Here is a 21,204-nt window from a genome sequence, read left to right as displayed (position 1 = left end):
GATTTAGATTCAGTAGCAGTAGCTCGCGACTACAAGTTCATGTGCTCTGAGCCGGGGCAAAACCTGATTAAAGAGGATATCAAAACAGCAGGTCTCAATCGTATAATTGTGGCTTCTTGCTCGCCGACACTGCATGAGCCCACATTCCGACGTGTTTGTCAGGATGCCGGGATTAATCCCTACCTGTTTCAAATGGCGAATATTCGTGAACAGTGCTCATGGGTTACCGAAGACCATGATGGGGCTACGGGTAAAGCCAAGGCACTGGTGAGCGCTGCGGTAAGTCGGATTTATTATCATGACGCCCTGGAGGTCAGGCAGGTTCCTATTAATCCTGATACCCTGGTGGTAGGCGGTGGTATTGCCGGCATCCAGGCGGCACTGGAAATTGCTGATTCAGGGCATAAAGTTTATCTGGTAGAAAGAACTCCCAGCATTGGTGGGCACATGGCACAACTGGACAAGACGTTTCCTACCCTTGATTGCTCAGCCTGTATACTTACTCCCAAGATGACACTGGTAGGACAGCATCCCAACATTGATGTAATGAGCTACAGCGAAGTTGAAGGGGTATCGGGCTATATTGGTAATTTCAAAGTCAAAATTAGGAAGAAAGCGCGGTATGTAGATATTAAGAAGTGTAGTGGTTGTGCTGAGTGTGAGATTGTATGCCCGGTGGAAGTACCTTCTGAGTTTAACTTGGGATTGGCTAAAAGAAAGGCAACATATCGTCCCTTTCCTCAGGCTGTTCCTAATGTTTTTATCATCGACAAGCGAGGCGCTCCGCCATGTCGGACTGCTTGTCCAGCTGGGGTTGACGCACAGGGATACATAGCCCTTATTTCACGGGGTAAATATAAGGAAGCCCTCGAGGTATTCAGAAGGACACAGCCGTTTGCTGGTGTTTGTGGGCGAGTTTGTACCCATCCCTGTGAAGTTGACTGCGAAAGAGGAAAAGTTGATGAACCAATAGCCATTCGCTATCTAAAGCGCTTTATGGCTGACTATGAACTCAGGGAGGGCAAGGGAAAGGTAGCTCCGGTTGAAAAGACAAAACCAGAGAGTGTAGCCATCATCGGCTCTGGGCCGGCTGGTTTAGCTTGTGCCTATGACCTAGTGAGGATGGGATACGGGGTTACTGTCTTTGAAGCTGCGCCCAAAGCCGGCGGCCTAATGCGTTACGCTATACCTGAATACAGATTGCCGAAGAAAATACTGGATAATGAAATAAGATACATTGAAAAATTGGGAGTAGAGATAAAGACAAACACCCCAGTGAAGGACTTCAAGGAAGTCTTTAGTGAAGGTTATGACGCCATATTCCTTGGTGTTGGTGCTGGTATGAGCCAGAAGATGGGTATTCCAAATGAGGATGCCAGGGGTGTGTCTTATTCACTTGATTTCCTGAGACAGGTAAACTCAGGGAGGAAGGTTAAAATTGGAAAGCGCGTAGTAGTTATCGGTGGTGGCAATGCGGCAGTAGATAGTGCCAGAGTGGCTAAACGCTTGGGAGCCGAAGAGGTTACTATAGTATATCGGCGCTCTCGAGCCGAAATGCCTGCTCTTCGTACCGAGGTGGAAGAGGGGGAGCATGAAGGAGTGAAGATTCATGTTCTGGCAGCGCCGGTAGCAATTCTGACGGAAAAAGGTCAGTTAACTCATATTCGATGTATTCGGATGCAGCTGGGCGAACCTGACGAGAGTGGGCGTCGACGTCCAATACCGATTAGAGGTTCGGAATTTGATATACCTGCTGATAATGTAATCATGGCTGTTGGACAGGTTGTGGATAAGTCAGCCCTGGCCAAGGAGCTTGAATATACCAGTTTCGCGACTGTAGCAGTTGACCCCGTTACCTTGCAGACGAATATCGAAGGTGTTTTTGCCGGTGGCGACGTTGTGTCTGGTCCAGATGATGTTATTTCTGCTATCGAAGCTGGTAAAGAGGCGGCTATTTCTGTAGACCATTATCTTAGGGGAATAGACCTGAAGAAGGGCAGACCAACCCGCCCTGAAAGGGTAAAAGAGGTCTCAAAAGAAGGTATAGCAATAAAGGCGCGAAAGACTATGCCAGTGCTCGAACTGGACAAACGGCAGGGCTTTGCAGAAGTAGAGTTGGGCTTTAATGAAGAATTGGCTGTCGAAGAGGCCAAACGTTGTTTGAATTGTGCTGTTTGCTCTGAATGCCTGGAGTGTGTCAAGGTTTGTGAGCGTGAGGCAATAGATCACAAAATGAAAGACGAGGTGGTTGAAGTAGAAGTTGGCAATATCATCGTAGCTACTGGCTATGACTTGTTTAAACCCAGCGGTGTCTATGAATATGGGTACGGACGCTTTGACAACGTTGTCACTGCACTCGAGTTCGAACGAATGGTTAATGCTGCTGGGCCGACTGAGGGTCACGTTCTTCTTAAAGATGGTTCGGAGCCTAAGACAATAGCTATTATCCATTGCGTCGGCAGCAGAGATAAGAACTATCATGAGTACTGCTCCCGTGTTTGTTGTATGTATTCCCTGAAATTTAGCCATCTCATAAGAGAACATCTTCCCGGGGCTCAGGCCTATGAATTCTATGTTGACATCAGAGCCTTCGGTAAGGGCTTTGAGGAGTTCTACAACCGAATTGTCAGAGAGGGCAGCATATTTATTGAAGCTCGTCCCAGTGGTGTCACGAATATAGCCGAAACACCTGCGGAGAAAGGCAAGCTAATTGTTCAATATGAAGAGGAAATTCACCCGGGACTTCAATGCCGTTTGCCAGCGGATATGGTTATTCTGAGTACCGCTATAGAACCGCAGAAAGATGCTCAGAATACTAGCCGTTTGTTCAACGTAAGCAGAGGTGCCGACGGCTTTTTCCTGGAGAGGCATCCTAAGTTAGACCCTGTAGCTACCACTACTGATGGCGTCTTCGTGATTGGTTGTTGCCAGGGTCCCAAGGATATTCCGGATACCGTGGCTCAAGCATCCGGGGCAGCGGCTGAGGTTCTGTCAATGATTGGTCAGGCCAATGTGGAGATTGAAACAGCTACTTCTTTCGTCGACGAAAAGATTTGTTCCGGATGCCAGCTCTGCATGCGTGTCTGCCCTTATAGTGCCATTACCTTTGTTGAAGAAAAGAAAGTGTGTCGTGTCAATGAAGCCTTGTGCAAAGGCTGCGGCGCCTGCGTTGGCGGTTGCTTTAGTGGTTCGGTAAGCCTTAAACACTATACGAGTGAACAGCTTGTAGCGGAAATTGAAGGCATGCTTGTATAAGCTTGCTTTGATTCTGCGCTAACTCATGGAAACGAGGCGTAATAAGATGGAACGTAAATCAGAATGGGAGCCCAGAATAGTCGGGTTCTTATGTAAATGGTGTAGCTATGCCGGCGCTGATTTAGCTGGATCCGGTCGTAAGAAATATCCAGCCAACGTGAAAATATTGAAGGTGCCGTGTTCGGGAAGAGTTGATCCACTGTTAATCCTTAAGGGTTTGCGTCTGGGTTTTGATGGTGTTTTGGTGTCCGGCTGTCATCCCGGTGACTGCCATTACCAAACGGGAAACTACCGTGCCAGAAGAAGAATTGCGTTAACCAAGAAATTCTTAGAGTATATGGGTATTCCGGAAGAACGGTTTAGGGCGAGCTGGGTATCGGCGTCAGAAGGTGCGAAGTTTGCCCAGGTAGTTGCCGCCGTAGTTAAAGATGTAGAAGAAGTGGGACCTAATAGATTATTCTCCGAAGATGGACAGTAATATGGAACAAGAGCTACGGAAAGAGGCTAGGAAACTGCTAGATGAGGGGAAAGCCGACCATATAGTTGGCTTTGCCCGAGGGAGCCTGAAATTCACCGCTACTCCTTTGATTACCAGAGAGAAAGAGGAGGTGGCATCTTTAGTAATTAACCCGTTCATAGTAAATAATCTAGCTAAATTCCTAACTGAGGTACCGGGACGCGTAGGCATAGTCGCTAAAGGTTGCGATAGTCGCTCCGTTGTTAGTCTCATACAGGATAATCAGGTGAGTAGAGACGACGTGGTAATTATTGGCGTTCCTTGCTCCGGGTTGATTGATATAGCGAAGGTGGAACAGTTAGTAAATAAGGACAGGGATGAAATTGATGATATTGCCCTGCAAGGAGAAAAGGTAGCAGTAATTATTGGCGGGCAGAAAACAGAGTTACCCACAAAGGAAGTCTTATTTGAACACTGCCTCGGCTGTGAGTCTCCCACCCCTCAGGAATACGATATCCTGGTGGGTATACCAACTAACGCGATTGGTGATAAAGAGTTGAGCCTGAGGAGGATTAAGCAACTAGAGGATATGGTTCCGGAACAGAGATGGGCATTCTGGAAAAAACAGCTCAGTCGTTGCATCCGGTGCTACGCGTGTCGTCAGGTATGCCCGGCTTGTTTTTGCGAGCGGTGCTTTGTTGAGGAGTCCCAGCCGCAATGGATATCACCCGTTTCACAGTGGCAGGATAATCTCATGTTTCAGGTAATTAGAAATATACATGTCGCTGGAAGATGCACTGACTGCGGTGAGTGCGAACGTGTTTGTCCGCAGAATATCCCGCTAAGAAGCTTGTCCAAAAAGATGTCCGAATTAGTTGACGAGATGTTCCATTATCAGGCAGGAATAGATAAGGATGCACCGGCGTTAATGACGGCCTACGAGCCTGTGGAGGCCGAAGACTTGATCATGTAAAAGGGGGACAGGTGGCCACTAAGAAGATCGGCAAAAAAGAAATAGCTAAACTCCTTGGCATGTGGAACCAGCGGTTGAACGTGTTTGTTCCATTTAAAGAGGAAAACATTGCCAAGATGGTCAGATGGGATGGTATAGATGTCAGCTTCTTAGATTGGTATAGAAACACAGTCATCCCCTGTAAAGCTAATTTTCTCCCTTCCATGGAGAGAATGTTCAGCTTCAAGAAAAACGAAGATGGCTACCATATAGAAATACCGCAAGATGAGCAAAAGCAGCTTATTTTTGGCATCCGGCCCTGTGACGCCAGAGGCATAGCTATGGTAGATAAGGTCTTTACCGAGACATGTGAAGACCCCTACTACGTATCAAAAAGAAAGAACACCGTGCTCATCGGTCTTAGCTGCACCAATCCTTATGATAGCTGTTTCTGTACTTCATTAGGGCTCAAACCCACGGAGTCAGCCGATGTTGACCTGATGTTCACCGATATTGGGGATGAATTCTTAATCGAAGAAATTACTGATAAGGGTGAAGAGTTGCTGGCAGCGACCAGTTTGGTGAAACAGGCCACTAAAGCTGATGGTGCTAAAGCGAAGTCGGAAAAAGCAGCACTTTCCGACATGGTGATAAAAAAGGTCGATACAAAAGAAATCGCGAAGAAGTTACAGGCTTGCTTCAGCGACAAGGATTATTGGGAGAAAGTCGCCGCCAAGTGTATTAGCTGTGGTGTCTGCACTTTCCTTTGCCCCACTTGTTTCTGTTTCGATATTTGCGATGAGTTGATTAAGAAGCAAGGGGCAAGATATAGAGGGTGGGATAGTTGCAGTTTCAGACTTTATACCAAGATGCCCATGGAAAATCCGAGAGAGGAAAAATGGAGGCGGGTAAGGCAAAGGGTATGCCATAAATACGAATTTTACCCAATGAACTTTGACATTACTGCCTGTACTGGTTGTGGCAGGTGTATACGGTTGTGTCCAGTGAATTGGGATATTAGCCAAGTCCTAAGTAGTTTACCAGCCAGTGCCACATCTCGGAGTGAGAAATAACATGGACAAAATAGTTGGGTAAGTGAAAGATGGCTATTACTGATATTAACCAAAGAAAAAAACTTCTTGCCCAAGACAATGTCTATTTACCACATCTAGTAGTAATAGACAAAATTATTGAAGAAACGCCCTCTATCAGAACCCTCCATTTCAATTTCAAGGACGGGAAACTGCGTAAAGAGTTTACCTTTGAATCAGGTCAATTTGCCGAACTTTCTATCTTTGGCATAGGAGAAGCCACCTTCTGCATTTCCTCCAGCCCTACCAGAAACGGCCATTTAGAGTGCACTATCAACAGGGTGGGGGTGGTAACCAATGCCATGCATCGCCTCAGCATTGGTACCGAGATTGGTTTCAGGGGGCCTTATGGTAACAGTTTTCCCTTTGAGCTGATGCGGGGCAAGAATCTCGTTTTCGTTGGTGGCGGAATCGGTCTAGCGCCGCTTCGCTCTCTCATCTGGAACGTATTAGACAATAGAGATAAATACGAAAATATAGATATAATATATGGAGCACGTAGTCCTGTAGACCTGTGCTTCAAGTATGATCTTGATATCTGGAATCAGGATAAAACAATAAACATGATAACTACTGTTGATAAAGGTGATAAGAACTGGATGGGAAGAGAGGGTTTTGTCCCAGCGGTATTGGAGCAAATAGCTCCTTCAGCTAAAAAGGCAATAGCCGTTGTTTGCGGCCCACCCATTATGATAAGGCTGACCTTTCCAGTTCTGGAAAAACTCGGCTTCGTCCCAGGGCAAATGATAACTACTCTGGAAAAAAGAATGAAGTGCGGAATAGGCAAGTGCGGGCGATGTAATATCGGAAACTTATATGTGTGCCGTGATGGGCCGGTGTTCACCTATGCCCAGATAAGGAATTTTATATCTGATGAATACTAAACATCTTGATGTACATACGATTAGTCGCCACCTCAATATCCTAACCAATCCCCATTTCTGGGCAGTGGTAGTAATCTTTGCCATTGTCATAGTGTTGTATTACCCGCAGCAGATACTCTCGACCAGTTCATCATCTCTCTTCTCATTTCTGGGTCTCAGCCGGCACGCTTTGGAGCGTATTCTCCTTCTGGTGCCGGTCAGCTACGCCGCTTTTGTCTTTGGCACGACGGCGGGATTTGTCAGCTTAGCAATGGCGTCTGTCATTATGCTACCTCGGGTTTTCTTAGTCTCAGAATATTTCCCTGATGCTTTGCTTGAGACCACTGCTGTCATCCTCTTGGGCGTTCTAATAAATCTGTGGTTTGACCGCTTCAGAAAAGAAAGGGAGCGCCGGCAACAAATGCTGTCAAAGCTGGAGGCGGCTGACCAGCAGCTTGAATCCGCATATCAGGTCGCAAGAAGTAATGAGAAACGACTTTCTGCCTTAAATGAGATTTCAGACATCGTCAGTCAATCTTTGGAGTTGGAGGATATATTAAGCGCAGTCGTCGATAAGATTAAGCAGGTAATGGGCTTGGATATTGTCCTGATATTTCTTTTGGACGAAGATAAGCAAGAGCTTAAGCTTATAACCTACCGGGAAGTATCTGAGGAGTTTGTTGCCGGGCTAAAAGGACTAAAGGTAGGGGAGGGCTTCAACGGCCGCGTTGCCCAGACCGGGGAACCACTGCTGATAGAGGATGCCGCTCAAGACCCTAGACTTACTAGGGGGATAGTGAGACGAGAGGGAATGCGAGCCGAGGTTATTGTGCCGCTGAAATCTAAGGGGAAAGTAGTGGGTACTCTCGCCGGGGCTATGCGTGAGTCGCGACAATTCTTGGGTGAGGAAGTGGAGTTGCTTACTACCATAGGTAGTCAGATTGGCATTGGTATTGAGAATTCCCAGCTTTACCAAAGAGAGCGTTTGGCAGCACGACAAGCCTTGGCCTCAGAAAGACGGTATCGCGAGATATTTGAAGATGCACACGATGCCATCTGGATACATGACTCACATGGTAATATTATAGCTGCCAACAAAGCTACTGAGGAATTGACCGGCTATAGCTCCAAAGAACTGCTAGGGATGAATGTAAGAGATTTCCTGGCGGAGGAAGGTCTCAGTTTAGCCAGACAAATTAGGCGTAAACTATTCTTGGGAGAAACGGTAGAACAACCATACGAGCAGCGCCTGATTAGCAAAGATGAAACCGGAAGGATTCTAAAACTGACCACCAACCTGATTAGAGAAGACGGCAAGCTAAAGGGTTTCCAGAATATTGCCAGGGATGTGACCAAAGAAAAAGAGATGCAAGACAAATTGAGTGCAGCTTACCGAGAGCTCAGCGAGTCTCATCAGCGGCTAAAGGAAAGCCAGGAGCAGCTAATCCAGGCTGAGAAACTGACATCGCTGGGTCAGTTAGCTGCCTCCATTGCTCACGAAGTCAACAATCCTCTCTCCGGTGTACTCGCCTATACCCAATTGCTGGCCAAGAAGGTAGGAGGCGACAATATTCCCAAGGAAGTTGCCCTCGGCTACCTATCTAAAATGGAAGCAGAACTCACTCGCAGCACAAAATTAATCCGAAATCTCCTTGATTTCGCTCGGCAGTCGCCCCCAGCGTTTCGGCAGTTGAACCTAAACGACGTTATCAACCGAGCCTTTGACCTTGCTGCTCACTCGGCTGAGTTACAGCACATCCAAATAGTAAAAGAGCTTGAGCCCTCCCTGCCTAATCTAATGGCTGACTTTGACCAGCTTTATCAGGTCTGCACTAACCTTATTTTGAACGCTATTCAGGCAATGCCTCAGGGAGGCAAGCTAACCCTCCGCACCTCAGTTAACAATGGTCAGCTCAAGATAGAGGTCCAGGACACAGGTTGTGGGATTTCTTCAGAAAATATGCGCAAGCTATTCACACCCTTCTTCACCACAAAACATGAGGTAAAGGGCGTAGGTCTGGGTTTGGCTATATCTTATGGAATCATCCAACGGCACCATGGAAGAATAGAAGTACAAAGTAAGGAGGGGGAGGGGGCTACCTTTACTATCTATTTACCCCTACACCATGAGGAAACCTCCGAAAGAGGTAATGCCGTCACGGTTGACAGCTTATAGGGAGAAGATGATGAAAGTCAAAAAAAGGAAGATTCTGCTGGTAGAAGATGAGACAGTGTTGAGGGAGGCGTTGCAGGAGTGGCTAGTGGGTGATGGATATGAGGTTGAAGTTGCTGAATCTGGAGAAGAAGCCGTTGAGAGAATAAAGAAGGAAGAATTCGGTGTTATAGTTTTTGATCTAAGACTACCAGGAGTTGACGGTTTGCACGCATTCGAGGAAGCTAAGGACGTAAAACCCGAGATCAAAGGGATAATCATTACTGCCTATCCTTCCAAGGAGACACTGGAAAAGGCAAAAGAAATAGGGCTTCTCGACTATTTACCTAAACCTTTCAAGATTGAGGACTTGGAAAAGATAATAAGTGGAGCGTTGGACGAAGTTGAACAAAAGAAGCTAAAGGATAAGCATGTCTGGCTAGAACTCGGAGCTGTATCTTTTAGATTATGCACTCGCAACTATGAGTGCGGCCACTGCGCGTTTGCCCAGGACATACAGGATAGATTCGGCACTATATCAGTAATTGGCGAGAATGAAGTTGCAAAGCTTAAGCAATTACCCGGCAGTCAAAGGTTGTGCCGCTATACATCAGTGCATTTTGTGAAGAAGGAAAGATCTGATCTAGTATCTGTGTAGCAACAAAAAGGCGTTCGGAGGCGTATTACACAATAAGTAAGATCGAAGTGGAGGGAGGTGAAAGAAATAATATTTAGCGTACTGATAAAGCGAGTATTTCTATAGATTTCACAAGGGGGGAAACATGGAAGCTAAGAAAGGAAAGATACTGCTCGTAGAAGATGAGGCTGTGGTGAGAGAAAGTGTGCGGGACTGGCTGGTGGATGATGGGTATGATGTGGAGTGTGTTGAAACCGGAGAAGAAGCCTTAGTAAGGATCGCGAAAGAGGACTTTGGCGTTCTGGTTCTTGATCTAAGGCTGCCGGGTGTAGATGGTCTGCAAGTATTCGAGCAGGCTAAAAACCTTAAGCCTAAGACTAAAGGGATAATGATTACTGCTTATCCTTCAATCGAAACACGAGATAAGGCACGACGTTTAGGCCTTCTCGAATATTTGCCCAAGCCTTTCAAGGTTGAGGATCTGGAAAAGACAATCAAAGGGGCACTGCAAGAGGTAGTGGAAAAAAAGTTGCCAGAGAAGGAAGACTGGTTGGAACTTGGAGCTGTATCGTTCCAGCTATGCACACACAATTATGAATGTAGCTGCTGTGGATTTGCCCAAGATATACATGATAGATACGGAACCATAGCAGTTGTCAGCGAAGACGAAATCAACGAGCTCAGACAGTTACCTGTTACCGAAAGACTGTGCCCGTATAGAGAATGGTTGGGGACTCGTTCAGGAACGTAGTCTCAAATACGTGTTGCGTCAAAATAGGATGTTAGCGAAGCAGGCATAATTGTGTCAAAAAAAGAAGGAGGGATAAGGAATGGTTACTGTACAACGTGTGAAGGAGTTTGAACTCTTCAAAGGTCTAACTGACAGTGATTTAGATAAAATAGCGGAGCTTTGTCACCTGCACACCTTACATGAGGGTGATCGTATTTTGGAGGAGGGGACCAGGGCAACGAATCTACATATATGCTGTAGCGGCAAGGTCGATATCGTGACCTGGGTTAAAAAGCCGTGGAACAAGTACGTCAGGGTTCATCAAGCCCTGCCGGGAGAAGTCTTTGGATGGTCTGCCTTGGTAGCGCCATATAATCATTCTGCCAGTGCGATATGTGCTGAGGATGGTGAGGAAATCCGTATTCGGGGTACTGATTTACTAGCTCTGCTTCACCAACATCCTCATATAGGATACACAATCATGGAAAATCTTGCCGCCGATATTGGTGCCAGGCTAATACAAATGAGGCAGAGCTTAATTGCGGAATGGCAGAGCGGCCCTGGGCCTACAGGTTCCAGCGCGTGGGGTGAACCCCAGAGAAGATGACAGAGCTGGTTGGGGGCCAATCAACCTTGGTTCGAACCCTATAAACAACGATAACAAGTCACTCCTTGAGTCAGTGTTTTCGTAAAGTCAAATTAGTTAACAGGACACCCCGCCTAGCAGGTAGCGAGGAGCGCAATCTGTGCCAAGACTAGGGAACACAATCCATCGTTTTGGTCAGGAGGTGGTATCGCTCTGCCGCATGGACTATTGAGATTTTCTCTCCAGGTTGGTTGACATCTGAACTCCTTCAGTACGAGATTGTTTATTAATGTCATTCTGAGGAGTCCCAACAAATTGGGACGACTAAGAATCTCACAGATTCTTCGCTTCGCTCAGAATGACATTCCACCGTTTGTAGACAACCTCCTGTACTCTGAATGCCTTCATCGAAGCTATCTGTTATAATGTAGCTTCTAAAGGGGGATTACTTCTGTTGTATAAAGCACCTCGAGGTACTGCGGATATTTTGCCTGACGAGCAGGGCTACTGGAGGTATGTTGAGGACAGGGCAATCGCCCTGTGCCGACTTTATGGATACCAGCGCCTCGATACCCCCGCTTTTGAGGACTCTCAGCTTTTCACCAGAAGCATAGGCGAAGGCACCGATATCGTTACCAAGGAGATGTATACCTTCGAAGACAGGAGTGGCAATATGCTGGCTCTCCGGCCGGAAGGTACGGCACCGGTGTGCCGAGCCTATCTTGAACACGGCATGGACAATTTGCCTCAGCCGGTCAAGCTTTACTACCTGGCTGCCATCTTCAGGTATGAGCGGCCGCAGGCGGGACGCTACAGACAGCACTATCAGTTCGGCTTTGAGGCTATCGGTGATGCCGACCCGGCTCTGGATGCCGAGGTTGTCGAGATGGCATGGCAGTTTTTTAAGTCATTGGGGCTTGGCGGTCTTTACCTGTATCTCAATAGCATCGGCTGTAAGGTATGCCGACTCAAGTACCTGGAGGGCTTGAAGCATTATTATTCTGCCCGTCTGGGCGGCTTGTGTTCAGATTGTAAGACCAGGTTTGAGAAGAATCCATTGCGTTTGCTCGATTGTAAGAAGGCTTCTTGCTACGATGTGGCAGAGGCGGCACCGAAGAGCACCGACTATTTGTGCCGGGAGTGTAAGGCACATTTTGAAGCTGTAATTGGATACCTGGAGGCCTTGAAGCTTCCCTTTGACATAAATCACAGGCTGGTGCGTGGTTTGGATTATTACACGAGGACGGTTTTTGAGATTCAGCCTTTGGGAGAAGGAGCTCAAAGCGCTCTAGGTGGTGGTGGACGATATGATGACCTTATCGAGGAACTAGGTGGTAAACCTACGTCGGCTATCGGCTTTGCTGCTGGTATGGAGCGGATTGTGCTCAATTTGAAGAGGCAGAAAGTCCCTGTGCCGGATTTGCAGGTATCGCCGGTTTTTATTGCTCATCTAGGGAATGAGGCTAATCTGGAAGCAGTGAAGATTGCCTCCATTCTACGTAAAGACGGCATTGCGGCCATAGTAGCTACTGGCGATAGAAGTTTAAAGGGTCAGTTGAGGCAGGCTAACAGCCTTGGCAGTAATTACGTGGCGATTATTGGCGAGGATGAGGTGAAAAGCGGCGCGGTGACTTTGCGGAATATGGTGACCGGCGAGCAAAAGACTGTGTTACCAGCGGAGCTTATTAGATTGCTCACAAGAGCTACATAGGAGTGATTCTGTTTATCTCCGGGCTGTGTTTTGAGAGGTAGAAAAATGGATGAAGTAATTATATCTAAGGCGATAGCTGAGAGTTATCTGGAAGATTTGCTCGATTCGATGGAGGTGGATGTAGCTATAGCCGGAGCCGGGCCGTCAGGCATGGTTGCTGGCTATTACCTGGCGAAGAGCAATGTGAAAGTAGCTATATTTGAGAGAAAGCTAAGCGTTGGTGGTGGCATGTGGGGTGGTGGCATGATGTTTAATCGTATTGTGGTTCAAAGTGAGGCAAAAGAGATTCTGGACGAGCTAGGCATCTCGGCCAAGCAGTATCAAAAGGGTTATTACGTTGCTGATGCCGTTGAGGCGGTGTCAACCCTGTGCTCCCGGTGCATAAAGGCCGGGGTCAAGATATTCAATCTGCTGAGCGTTGAGGATGTTATGATTCGCCAGGATGACAGAATAACTGGCCTGGTGCTAAACTGGAGTGCTGTGTCTCTGGCGAACCTGCATGTTGACCCGCTGGCTGTAAGAGCCAAGCTGGCAATAGATGCCACGGGTCATGATGCTGAGGTTTGCCGCATAGTGGCCAGAAAAACAAGAGCTGGGGTGGAAGTTCGTGGTGAGAAGTCGATGTGGGCTGAAGTTGGCGAAAAGGAAATAGTGAAAAACACCAGACAGGTTTGTCCCGGCCTTCTGGTTACTGGTATGGCAGCCAACGCCGTCTTTGGTGGTTCCCGGATGGGAGCCATCTTTGGTGGTATGCTTCTTTCGGGCAGAAAGGCTGCGGAGCTGGCTATGGATTTGCTTAAGAAAACTAAGCGCTAGGGGGGGTGAGGCAATATGGCAAAGACAATTGCTGAAATTAATGAAAAAATCAAAAAGGGTCAGGCAGTAGTAGTTACTGCTGAGGAAATAATTGATATCGCCAAGAAAAAGGGTATCAGCCAGGCGGCTAACGAAGTTGATGTGGTAACTACTGGCACCTTCGGGCCTATGTGCTCCTCGGGCGCTTATTTCAACGTCGGGCATACCAAGCCGAGGATTAAGCTCGGTGGAGGCAAGGTCTATTTAAATGATGTTCCTGCTTATACAGGAGTAGCCGCTGTGGACGTCTTCTTGGGGGCAACGGCTTTGCCTGATGATGACCCCAAGAATAGAATCTATCCCGGCGAGTTCAGATACGGCGGCGGACATGTAATAGAAGAGCTAGTGGCCGGCAAGGATGTCAGGCTGGTGGCTACTGCCTATGGCACCGATTGCTACCCCAGACGGAAGCTGGAAACCTTGATTAGTATCAAGGATATGAATGAGGCAGTTTTATTTAATATGAGGAATGCATACCAGAATTACAATGTGGCGGTCAATCTGTCTGACCGAATTATTTATACTTACATGGGGGTGCTCAAACCGAAGCTGGGCAATGCCAATTATTCAACTTCCGGTCAACTTTCTCCGTTATTTAATGACCCATATTATAAAACTATCGGCATCGGCACTAAGATATTTCTCGGTGGCGGCATTGGTTATGTTGCCTGGCAGGGCACACAGCATAATCCTAGTGTTTTGCGAGGCGACAATGGCGTGCCGAGAAGAGGTGCCGGCACACTTGCCGTAATCGGTGATTTGAAGCAAATGAAACCCGAATGGCTAGTGGGCACGAGCTTTCTTGGTTATGGCTGCACCTTGACCGTGGGCATCGGTGTACCCATACCTGTTCTATCTGAAGAAATACTCCGCTACACATTGGTGACAGATGCTGAGATTTTTGCGCCTGTGGTCGACTACGCCGAAGCTTATCCCCAAAGAAAGCCGGACATTCTGACTGAGATCAGCTATGCTGAGCTCAAGAGCGGAACGATAAAAGTTCAGGGTCAGGAAGTTCCCACTGCTTCTCTGTCCAGCTACCCAGGAGCAGTGGAAATTGCCGGCATTTTGAAGGAGTGGATAAAGAAGGGTGAGTTCTTGCTGACTGAGCCGGTGGCACCTTTGCCCGGTGTGGAATCGGGGATCGTCTTTAAGCCGCTTGAGGAACGTCCGATTCCGTAACGAAGGAGGGAGAGTATGGCTACTGTTTCGAAGAGATTGGTTTTGCACTTTCCGAAGCGTTTGACAAATGAGCCCATAGTCTACAAATTGGTGAAAGACTTTGACCTGGAGTTTAATATTCTCAAGGCTTCAGTTACCCCTGGGGAGGAGGGGCTTTTGGTCATGGAGTTAGCCGGAGAGCAGAGGAGCTATGACAAGGGGGTGAAGTATCTGACTGAGACCGGGGTAAAGATTCAATCGCTGAGCCAGGATGTGGTTTGGAATGAATCGAGATGTACCCATTGTGGCGCCTGCATTACTTTGTGTCCTACCGGAGCCTTTTCTGTTGAGCCGAAGACTCGGAAGGTGACTTTCGACAATAACAAGTGCGTTGTCTGCGAGCTATGTGTCAAAGCCTGTCCGCCTCGAGCCATGGAGCTGTATTTCTGAATGTACCAGCCGAGGACCTATCGCCGCTGGATTAAAGACGATGGTTTAGTTTCCTTCGATGTCACTGTTAAGGAGACTGACCTCTATATTCGAGCGGCAAGCAACCTCGAGGCCGAAGCCATGGCAGCAGTCATCAAAAACCGCACGCCGCTTGAAGAGTATATCACAAGCCATCCGCTTTTCCTCCACAGCCTGGAGCCCTGTTTTGTCGGTGATGATGCTCCGGCTATTGTTAGAGATATGGCACAAGCTGGTCAGATAGCCGGCGTTGGGCCAATGGCAGCTGTGGCTGGCGCTATTGCTGAGGCTGTGGGCAAAGACCTTCTTGCCCACACACCAGAGGTAATTGTTGAAAATGGCGGTGATATCTTTATGAAGATTTCACAACCCAGGCTGATTGGTGTTTATGCCGGCGAGTCTGCCTTCACTGGCAGAATTGCTCTGGAGATAAGTCCTGGTGAAATGCCTTTGGGGGTATGCACTTCTTCAGGAACTGTGGGACATTCTCTAAGTTTTGGTGCTGCTGATGCCGTGGTTGTCCTTTCGCATTCCACGACTCTGGCTGATGCTACAGCTACGGCCATTGGTAATAGAGTTAGAACTGCCGACGATATTGATGTGGCGATTGAACAGGCTCAGGCTATTGCTGGGCTGGTTGGCGTAGTCATAATCAAAGACGATAGAATAGGTATGTGGGGTGACGTGAAGCTTGTATCTTTATGAGTTGGTGCAACAGCTTATGCAAATGCTTTAGATTCGACCGCCGCCGCAGCAAAGCACTTTAAAGACAATAGACGCCTCAGTCTTACCACCTCTACCATCGGTTACCACGACGGTGACTGTATAGTCGCCGTTAACACCGGGGGAAGTCCAGCCAACCGTACTCCCCTCTCCGCTAATTGGGCCACCTGTGCTTCTCCACAGGTAACTTAAATTGTCACCATCCGGGTCCTGAGCGTTGCATTGAAGTGTCACTGTTGTCCATTGTCTGACTCGATTCTCCTCGTCCGGCGGATTTCCGTCTTTTGTCACACTGGTTATGGTTGGCGGTTGGTTGGGCTTGTCTATAACAGCTATCGTCGTCGACTCACCAACCGTACCACCTTTGTCGTCAGTTATCGTGACTGCAATAGTGTAACTGCCGGCGGTATCGGGAGCGACCCAGGTGATACTACTGCCTTCCCCTTTAATGATCCCACCATCAGCCGACCACTGATACGTCAAATTATCGCTATCGGCATCGTTGGCTTCACATATTATCTGGGATTCCGATAAAGTGAGGGCCTCATTTTCCGCTGTTAGGGAATTAATGGTGGGTGGTTGGTTTGGTGGGGGCGGTGGCGTGGGCGGTGGAGATGATATGTTGCAGGCGCTGCTCAGAAGCAGAGCAGTAATCAGCAGCAAGATGCCTAACCTGTAAGGATAGTGCATTGGTGATGTGTTTAATATAAATCTTCTCATAATGTATTCCTTATTTATCTTCCCTTTTTGCTACCTTCCTGACCTTAGCTAGCCACGGTGGCGAAGACAGGAAACCGCCTGGATGCACGAATATTATAATCAGAGCCAGGGCGAAAAGTACAATATCAATTGAGAGCGATTGCAGGGGTGTCGGTGTCCCAAACAGCTCTTCCCATATACCGAAGCATTCGCAGGAAGAGAATTTTGTAGTTCCGTGGCTGATGAGCCAGTAGTTATTGGCCATAAAGGCTGCAGTGAGAGGCAGGCAGAGAGTTGCGATGAGGCGTGGCCAAATGCGCAGGAGAAGGAGTATGCCTAAGGCTAGCTCTGTCCAAGGGATGATATACGGGAAGAATATATAACCAATGAAATAAGCCACTCCCGGCGTTAGCCAGGCATCCGGCAGAATGGCACCGATGAACTGCATGGTTTGCCCGGGCATCTCACCGAAAGCAAATACCTTACCACTGCCGGCTATCAACAGAGTAAGCCCTATTATGATGCCGGCTACTAGGCTTACTATTGACCTCGCCCGCTGACGGCTTGCTTCAGTAGCGTCTGACATAATACCAATCTCCGACCAATTGTGATGACTTGACTTGACTCATTATTATAAACTACACTAGGTAATGTATGCAAAAACCTGGCTGGTGCCGTTTCCTAGCTCGGCTTCCTCGTATAGTGGGGAGACCAGCTTGCCAGGGTATTCTTCTTGGCAATGGATATAGAGGTCTTGAGCCGTTAGAGACTGCAACAGAAACAGGGCATAACTTTCATAAGGAGGCATAGATGGCTCTAGCGGACAAGACTTTGACTTGTAAAGACTGCGGTAGTAGCTTCACTTTTACCGTAGGCGAGCAAGAGTTTTACAAGTCACGAGGGCTACAGAATGAGCCTGGTCGGTGCCCAGAGTGCCGAGCAGCTAAACGGCAGAGTCGCTACCGGGGCTATGGTCAACCTAGAGAGATGCACAAAGCAGTATGTGCCAAATGTGGTACTGAATGCGAGGTGCCTTTCGAACCCAGAGATGACCGGCCTATTTATTGTAGCACCTGTTACGCGGAAGTGAAAGAGAGTCGCTAAAATAGCCCGACACCCCTCTCATCAGTCTCCCCGCTGAGAGGGGTCTTTTTTTCGATAAAGCTGGTTTATTTGCCGCTTGTTGTGAAGAAATGAATGCTGGTATCTGCCGGATAAAACTTCATCTTTCGGAGAGTCAATCGCTTAAGGATAAAAGGCGAATAGTGAAATCTATTATCTCTCGGCTTCGGAGCCATTACAATATCTCTATAGCTGAGGTGGATGACCAAGATTTGTGGCAGCTGGCAACTTTGGGTATAACCTGCGTTAGCAACCACAACCAGCATGTTGATGAGACTTTATCGAAGGTGATCAGCTTTATAGTCAATAATTACTCAGAGCTGGAAATCGTAGACCAGCAGATAGAGATTTTATCTGGCCCATAGAGAGTGCTTAGTAATGCTTGCCTGTCATTGCGAGGAGCCCCGATTGCATTGGGGTGATGTGGCGCTCTTGGATTAAATGTAAAAATTAAACATTAAAATGCAAAATGACAAAGCAAAAGTCAAAAATAAGGATATGGCTTCAAACAAGTTCGCGTGTAAAGAACAAAATTAAATTTTTGCATTTTTACCTGTCATTTTGATTTTTGGTATTTGAATTTTGATGTCCCTTCAAATGGGAGATTCTTCGCCGCGCTCAGAATGACATTTTGGTCTCTGCTGAAGTATCAATTATATTTAGTAGATTTCAATGTATGTTGATGCCTTTCTTCATCACCTCCTGACTTTACCTGATTATAAGCAACAGATTGTCCACGTCCAGCCTATTCCGCCGCATGATGCCACTTTTGGCGAATTAGATAAGCCTCTCCATCCTGCTTTGCAAGCGCGCCTTGAATCTTCATGTATATTGTCACTTTATACTCATCAGGCGAATGCGATTAATGAAGCTCGCCGTGGCAAGAATGTAATGGTCGCCACAGCCAGTGCCAGCGGCAAGACATTGTGCTATAACCTGGCGGTTTTAGAGACGATGCTAAAAGACCCGAGCAGCCGGGCTTTGTATCTTTTTCCGACGAAGGCTTTGGCTCAAGACCAACTAAGGGGCTTGAATGAACTGGGTTGTCCCGAGATTATTTCTTTTGGGGGCTGTGCTACGTTTGATGGAGATACGCCGCCATCGGAGCGAGCTGGGATAAAAAGGAAAGCTAAGGTTGTGCTCACCAATCCTGATATGCTTCATTTGGGCATCTTGCCTAATCATAAATCTTGGTCGAGGCTGTTTCGCAACTTGAAATACGTAGTGATTGATGAAGCTCATGTCTACCGTGGGGTTTTTGGCTCTCATGTAGCCAATATTTTGCGCCGCCTGCGCCGCCTGTGTGCCTCTTACGGCTCTAATCCCCAGTTTATTTGTTGCTCGGCAACTATTGCCAATCCTAAAGAACATGCGGAAAGGCTCGTCGGGCTGCCTTTCGAGGTAATCAATGAGGATGGTTCGCCTCACGGAGGCAAGTCTTTTGTCTTCTGGAATCCACCGCTTATTGATGAGATAGAGACAGGCCGACACAGCTCCAATAGCGAAGCCACCTTTCTTTTCACTGAACTCGTCCGAAAAAGTATCCGTAGCCTTGTTTTTACCCGAACCCGGAAACTGACCGAACTGATTTATATCTATACTCGGGAGCAGCTGGGCTCTTCTCTGGGTCGGCTAATTAAGCCTTATCGAGCAGGTTATCTTCCCGAAGACAGGCGGCAGATTGAGCGGGAATTATTCGACGGCCATCTTCTTGGTGTTGTAGCAACCACTGCCTTAGAACTGGGAATTGATATCGGTGACCTTGAAGCCACCGTGCTTGTCGGATATCCGGGGAGCATTGCCAGCGCCTGGCAGCAGGCAGGCCGGAGTGGTAGAGGGGTCGGCGACTCTTTGAGCTTTCTTATTGCTCAGGATAATCCACTCGATCAGTATTACATGCACCACCCCGTTTTGTTTTTCCAAAAAAATTTTGAGAATGCGTTGATAAACTCGGAGAACATCAATATTCTGAAGCCACATCTTCTTTGTGCTGCCTGGGAGCAGCCTTTGGCTGATGGGGATAGTGCGGTTTTTGGCGTCGCTTTTGATCGAGCGCTCTCCGAGTTGGAAAGGGGGGGCAGGCTTAGAAAAAGCAGCGGGCGATGGTATCTTTCTCCCAGAATTTCGCATCCGGCCCGGGAGATTAACATCAGGTCTACATCGGGTAAGAATTACACTGTTATCGATGCTTCTCGCGGCTACGATTTAATGGAGACAGTAGAAGCCAGTGTAGCCTTTTTCCAAATACATCCCGGAGCTATTTATCTCCACCAGGGTGAGTCATATTTGGTGCAGAAGCTCGACCTCGAGAATCGCGCGGCTATAGTAATGCCGACCGATGTTCCCTATTACACACAAACAAAAGAATTAACCGACATCAGGATTCTGAAGACTGAGCATGAGAGGGATTGCTTAGGTATAAAAGTCCGTCTTGGGGAAGTGGATGTGAGTAATACTGTAGTTGGTTTTAAGAAGAAGATGCAGTTTACGGAAGAGGTCATTGGTGAGGAGCCTCTTGACTTGCCGCCCCTGCGTTTCCTCACCCAGGCTCTGTGGTTTGACTTGCCGGAGGCAGCCATTGAGAGGGTAGCTGAGGTTGGACTGGATTTTGCCGGCGGCTTGCACGCCACCGAACATGCGGCTATCGCTATGCTGCCTCTATTTGCCTTGTGTGACCGCAATGACATCGGCGGTGTCTCTACTCCTTTTCATCCTGACACGGGGAAGGCACAAGTCTTTATCTATGATGCTTATCCCGGTGGGATCGGTATTGCTGCAAAGGGCTTTGAGATGGTAAAAGAGCTATGGTCAGCCACCTTGCAGGCAATTGAGGAATGCCCCTGCCAGGAAGGCTGTCCTAGCTGCATTCAATCGCCCAAGTGTGGCAATAACAACGAGCCACTGGATAAAAAAGCAGCCTTGGTATTGCTGCAGGGGCTGCTGGGCATTTAACAATCTTTGCATAGTCTCTCTTTGAAGGGGCCGAGACATGACCACAGTAGAATGTCTAGCACTCTTATGACTGAAATATCGTACCATCTTTTCTTGCAATAATTCTGAAGCTCTGTCAAAGCTTCCTTATTCGTGTCTGCATCTTTTTTAAGCTCTTTAATACAATAAACTGCCCTCAGTGTTTCTTCACGAATACTTGCTACTCCTTGTTTTTCTAGGAGAGGCTGTAGGTATTTTCCTACCACAACGCTATCTAAAATAGGTATCATGTTTGGCCGTTTTTTGTGTAGTATTTTTGTCAGGCGTGGGATGCTCACGTAAGGTATACGGAAAATATCGAAGAGCGACTTAAGTTCACTCCACGGAATTTCATCATGTCTGTCTAATATGCTTATCTTGGTGGGTACTCTTTGTAGCTGAGATTCGATTTCACATCTTTTTTGAATAAGCAACTGAACATATTTGTGTGGTATTCCGTGGCCGCCAAGTTTATACATCAGACCTATTGCTTGCATTATCTGGTGTTCAGGAAAGAGATTATCCTCTTGCAATTTGGCTTTATCATATCCATGAACTCCCTTTTCCTCTTCCTCCTTTCCCATATTACTGTAATAATTGATTATAACTTTCTTGGCTGCGTCGATGCTTATCATCATTCCATTCCGTAGCTGTATTGTCATGTTCTGCCTCCTTCATCCTCAATATTGCTTATGACCCCATTTTACCACTTCTTTGGCAGTAAGTATTGAGGTGTGAATACTAATGCAACATTGTTGCATTTACAATAGCA

Annotated in this window: 20 protein-coding genes; 17 read left to right on the top strand and 3 right to left on the bottom strand. The window is 47.4% G+C overall.

Annotated elements, in window-relative coordinates; all coding sequences use genetic code 11:
* From FJ023_08215 to FJ023_08150, 14 genes are all read left to right on the top strand, one after another.
* On the top strand, window positions 1–3,255 hold a 3,255-nt coding region (locus FJ023_08215), incomplete at its 5' end, for an FAD-dependent oxidoreductase (protein MBM4447313.1).
* 46 nt (window positions 3,256–3,301) lie between these two features.
* Window positions 3,302–3,733 carry a hydrogenase iron-sulfur subunit gene (locus FJ023_08210; protein MBM4447312.1) on the top strand — a complete coding sequence of 144 codons (432 nt, stop codon included), beginning with the start codon at window positions 3,302–3,304 and terminating at the stop codon, window positions 3,731–3,733.
* Window positions 3,723–4,685, top strand: a complete 963-nt coding sequence (locus FJ023_08205; GenBank protein MBM4447311.1) for a hypothetical protein — start codon at window positions 3,723–3,725, stop codon at window positions 4,683–4,685. The genes FJ023_08210 and FJ023_08205 overlap by 11 nt, the downstream gene beginning before the upstream one ends.
* Window positions 4,686–4,696: 11 nt before the next feature.
* Complete coding sequence (locus FJ023_08200; protein ID MBM4447310.1) at window positions 4,697–5,737, top strand: hypothetical protein; 1,041 nt, start codon at window positions 4,697–4,699, stop codon at window positions 5,735–5,737.
* A 29-nt stretch (window positions 5,738–5,766) separates the two neighbouring features.
* Window positions 5,767–6,639 (top strand): heterodisulfide reductase subunit F, encoded by an 873-nt coding sequence (locus tag FJ023_08195; GenBank protein ID MBM4447309.1) that lies wholly within the window; start codon window positions 5,767–5,769, stop codon window positions 6,637–6,639.
* Complete coding sequence (locus tag FJ023_08190; protein MBM4447308.1) at window positions 6,629–8,794, top strand: PAS domain S-box protein; 2,166 nt, start codon at window positions 6,629–6,631, stop codon at window positions 8,792–8,794. The genes FJ023_08195 and FJ023_08190 overlap by 11 nt, the downstream gene beginning before the upstream one ends.
* Window positions 8,745–9,428, top strand: coding sequence for a response regulator (locus FJ023_08185; protein ID MBM4447307.1), 684 nt, complete (start codon window positions 8,745–8,747; stop codon window positions 9,426–9,428). The genes FJ023_08190 and FJ023_08185 overlap by 50 nt, the downstream gene beginning before the upstream one ends.
* A 124-nt stretch (window positions 9,429–9,552) precedes the next feature.
* Window positions 9,553–10,158 carry a response regulator gene (locus tag FJ023_08180; protein MBM4447306.1) on the top strand — a complete coding sequence of 202 codons (606 nt, stop codon included), beginning with the start codon at window positions 9,553–9,555 and terminating at the stop codon, window positions 10,156–10,158.
* Window positions 10,159–10,237: 79 nt separating this feature from the next.
* Window positions 10,238–10,744, top strand: a complete 507-nt coding sequence (locus FJ023_08175; GenBank protein MBM4447305.1) for a cyclic nucleotide-binding domain-containing protein — start codon at window positions 10,238–10,240, stop codon at window positions 10,742–10,744.
* Between the two features lie 433 nt (window positions 10,745–11,177).
* The gene (locus tag FJ023_08170) at window positions 11,178–12,434 is read left to right on the top strand and encodes a histidine--tRNA ligase (GenBank protein ID MBM4447304.1); all 1,257 of its coding nucleotides are present in this window, start codon (window positions 11,178–11,180) and stop codon (window positions 12,432–12,434) included.
* Window positions 12,435–12,479: 45 nt separating this feature from the next.
* Window positions 12,480–13,250 carry a thiazole biosynthesis protein gene (locus tag FJ023_08165; GenBank protein ID MBM4447303.1) on the top strand — a complete coding sequence of 257 codons (771 nt, stop codon included), beginning with the start codon at window positions 12,480–12,482 and terminating at the stop codon, window positions 13,248–13,250.
* 15 nt (window positions 13,251–13,265) lie between these two features.
* A complete protein-coding gene (locus FJ023_08160) occupies window positions 13,266–14,471 on the top strand; it encodes a hypothetical protein (protein MBM4447302.1) in 1,206 nt (401 codons plus the stop codon).
* Window positions 14,472–14,486: 15 nt separating this feature from the next.
* Window positions 14,487–14,900, top strand: a complete 414-nt coding sequence (locus tag FJ023_08155; GenBank protein ID MBM4447301.1) for a 4Fe-4S dicluster domain-containing protein — start codon at window positions 14,487–14,489, stop codon at window positions 14,898–14,900.
* Window positions 14,901–15,623 carry a UPF0280 family protein gene (locus FJ023_08150; GenBank protein MBM4447300.1) on the top strand — a complete coding sequence of 241 codons (723 nt, stop codon included), beginning with the start codon at window positions 14,901–14,903 and terminating at the stop codon, window positions 15,621–15,623.
* Window positions 15,624–15,650: 27 nt separating this feature from the next.
* On the opposite strand, the gene FJ023_08145 is transcribed toward FJ023_08150, so the two are convergent.
* Both FJ023_08145 and FJ023_08140 read right to left on the bottom strand, forming a co-directional pair.
* Window positions 15,651–16,361 (bottom strand): PKD domain-containing protein, encoded by a 711-nt coding sequence (locus tag FJ023_08145; protein ID MBM4447299.1) that lies wholly within the window; start codon window positions 16,359–16,361, stop codon window positions 15,651–15,653.
* 10 nt (window positions 16,362–16,371) lie between these two features.
* On the bottom strand, window positions 16,372–16,926 hold the full coding sequence (locus FJ023_08140) for a hypothetical protein (GenBank protein ID MBM4447298.1): 555 nt from the start codon (window positions 16,924–16,926) through the stop codon (window positions 16,372–16,374).
* Between the two features lie 224 nt (window positions 16,927–17,150).
* Here FJ023_08140 and FJ023_08135 point away from each other — a divergent pair, with 224 nt between their 5' ends.
* The 3 genes from FJ023_08135 to FJ023_08125 all read left to right on the top strand — a co-directional run bounded on the left by FJ023_08135 (window position 17,151) and on the right by FJ023_08125 (window position 20,414).
* The gene (locus FJ023_08135) at window positions 17,151–17,444 is read left to right on the top strand and encodes a zinc-binding protein (protein MBM4447297.1); all 294 of its coding nucleotides are present in this window, start codon (window positions 17,151–17,153) and stop codon (window positions 17,442–17,444) included.
* 89 nt (window positions 17,445–17,533) lie between these two features.
* Entirely contained in the window at window positions 17,534–17,827 is a 294-nt protein-coding gene (locus FJ023_08130) for a DUF503 domain-containing protein (GenBank protein MBM4447296.1), read from the top strand.
* Between the two features lie 307 nt (window positions 17,828–18,134).
* Window positions 18,135–20,414, top strand: a complete 2,280-nt coding sequence (locus FJ023_08125; GenBank protein MBM4447295.1) for a DEAD/DEAH box helicase — start codon at window positions 18,135–18,137, stop codon at window positions 20,412–20,414.
* Here FJ023_08125 and FJ023_08120 read toward each other — a convergent pair.
* Entirely contained in the window at window positions 20,411–21,094 is a 684-nt protein-coding gene (locus FJ023_08120; protein ID MBM4447294.1) for a hypothetical protein, read from the bottom strand. The two genes, FJ023_08125 and FJ023_08120, sit on opposite strands and share 4 nt — an antisense overlap.
* Window positions 21,095–21,204 lie beyond the last annotated feature (110 nt).

It is taken from the genome of Chloroflexota bacterium (assembly GCA_016875875.1).
Lineage (GTDB): Bacteria > Chloroflexota > Dehalococcoidia > GIF9 > UBA5629 > 9FT-COMBO-48-23.
This window is presented reverse-complemented; position numbering and strand designations above follow the sequence as displayed.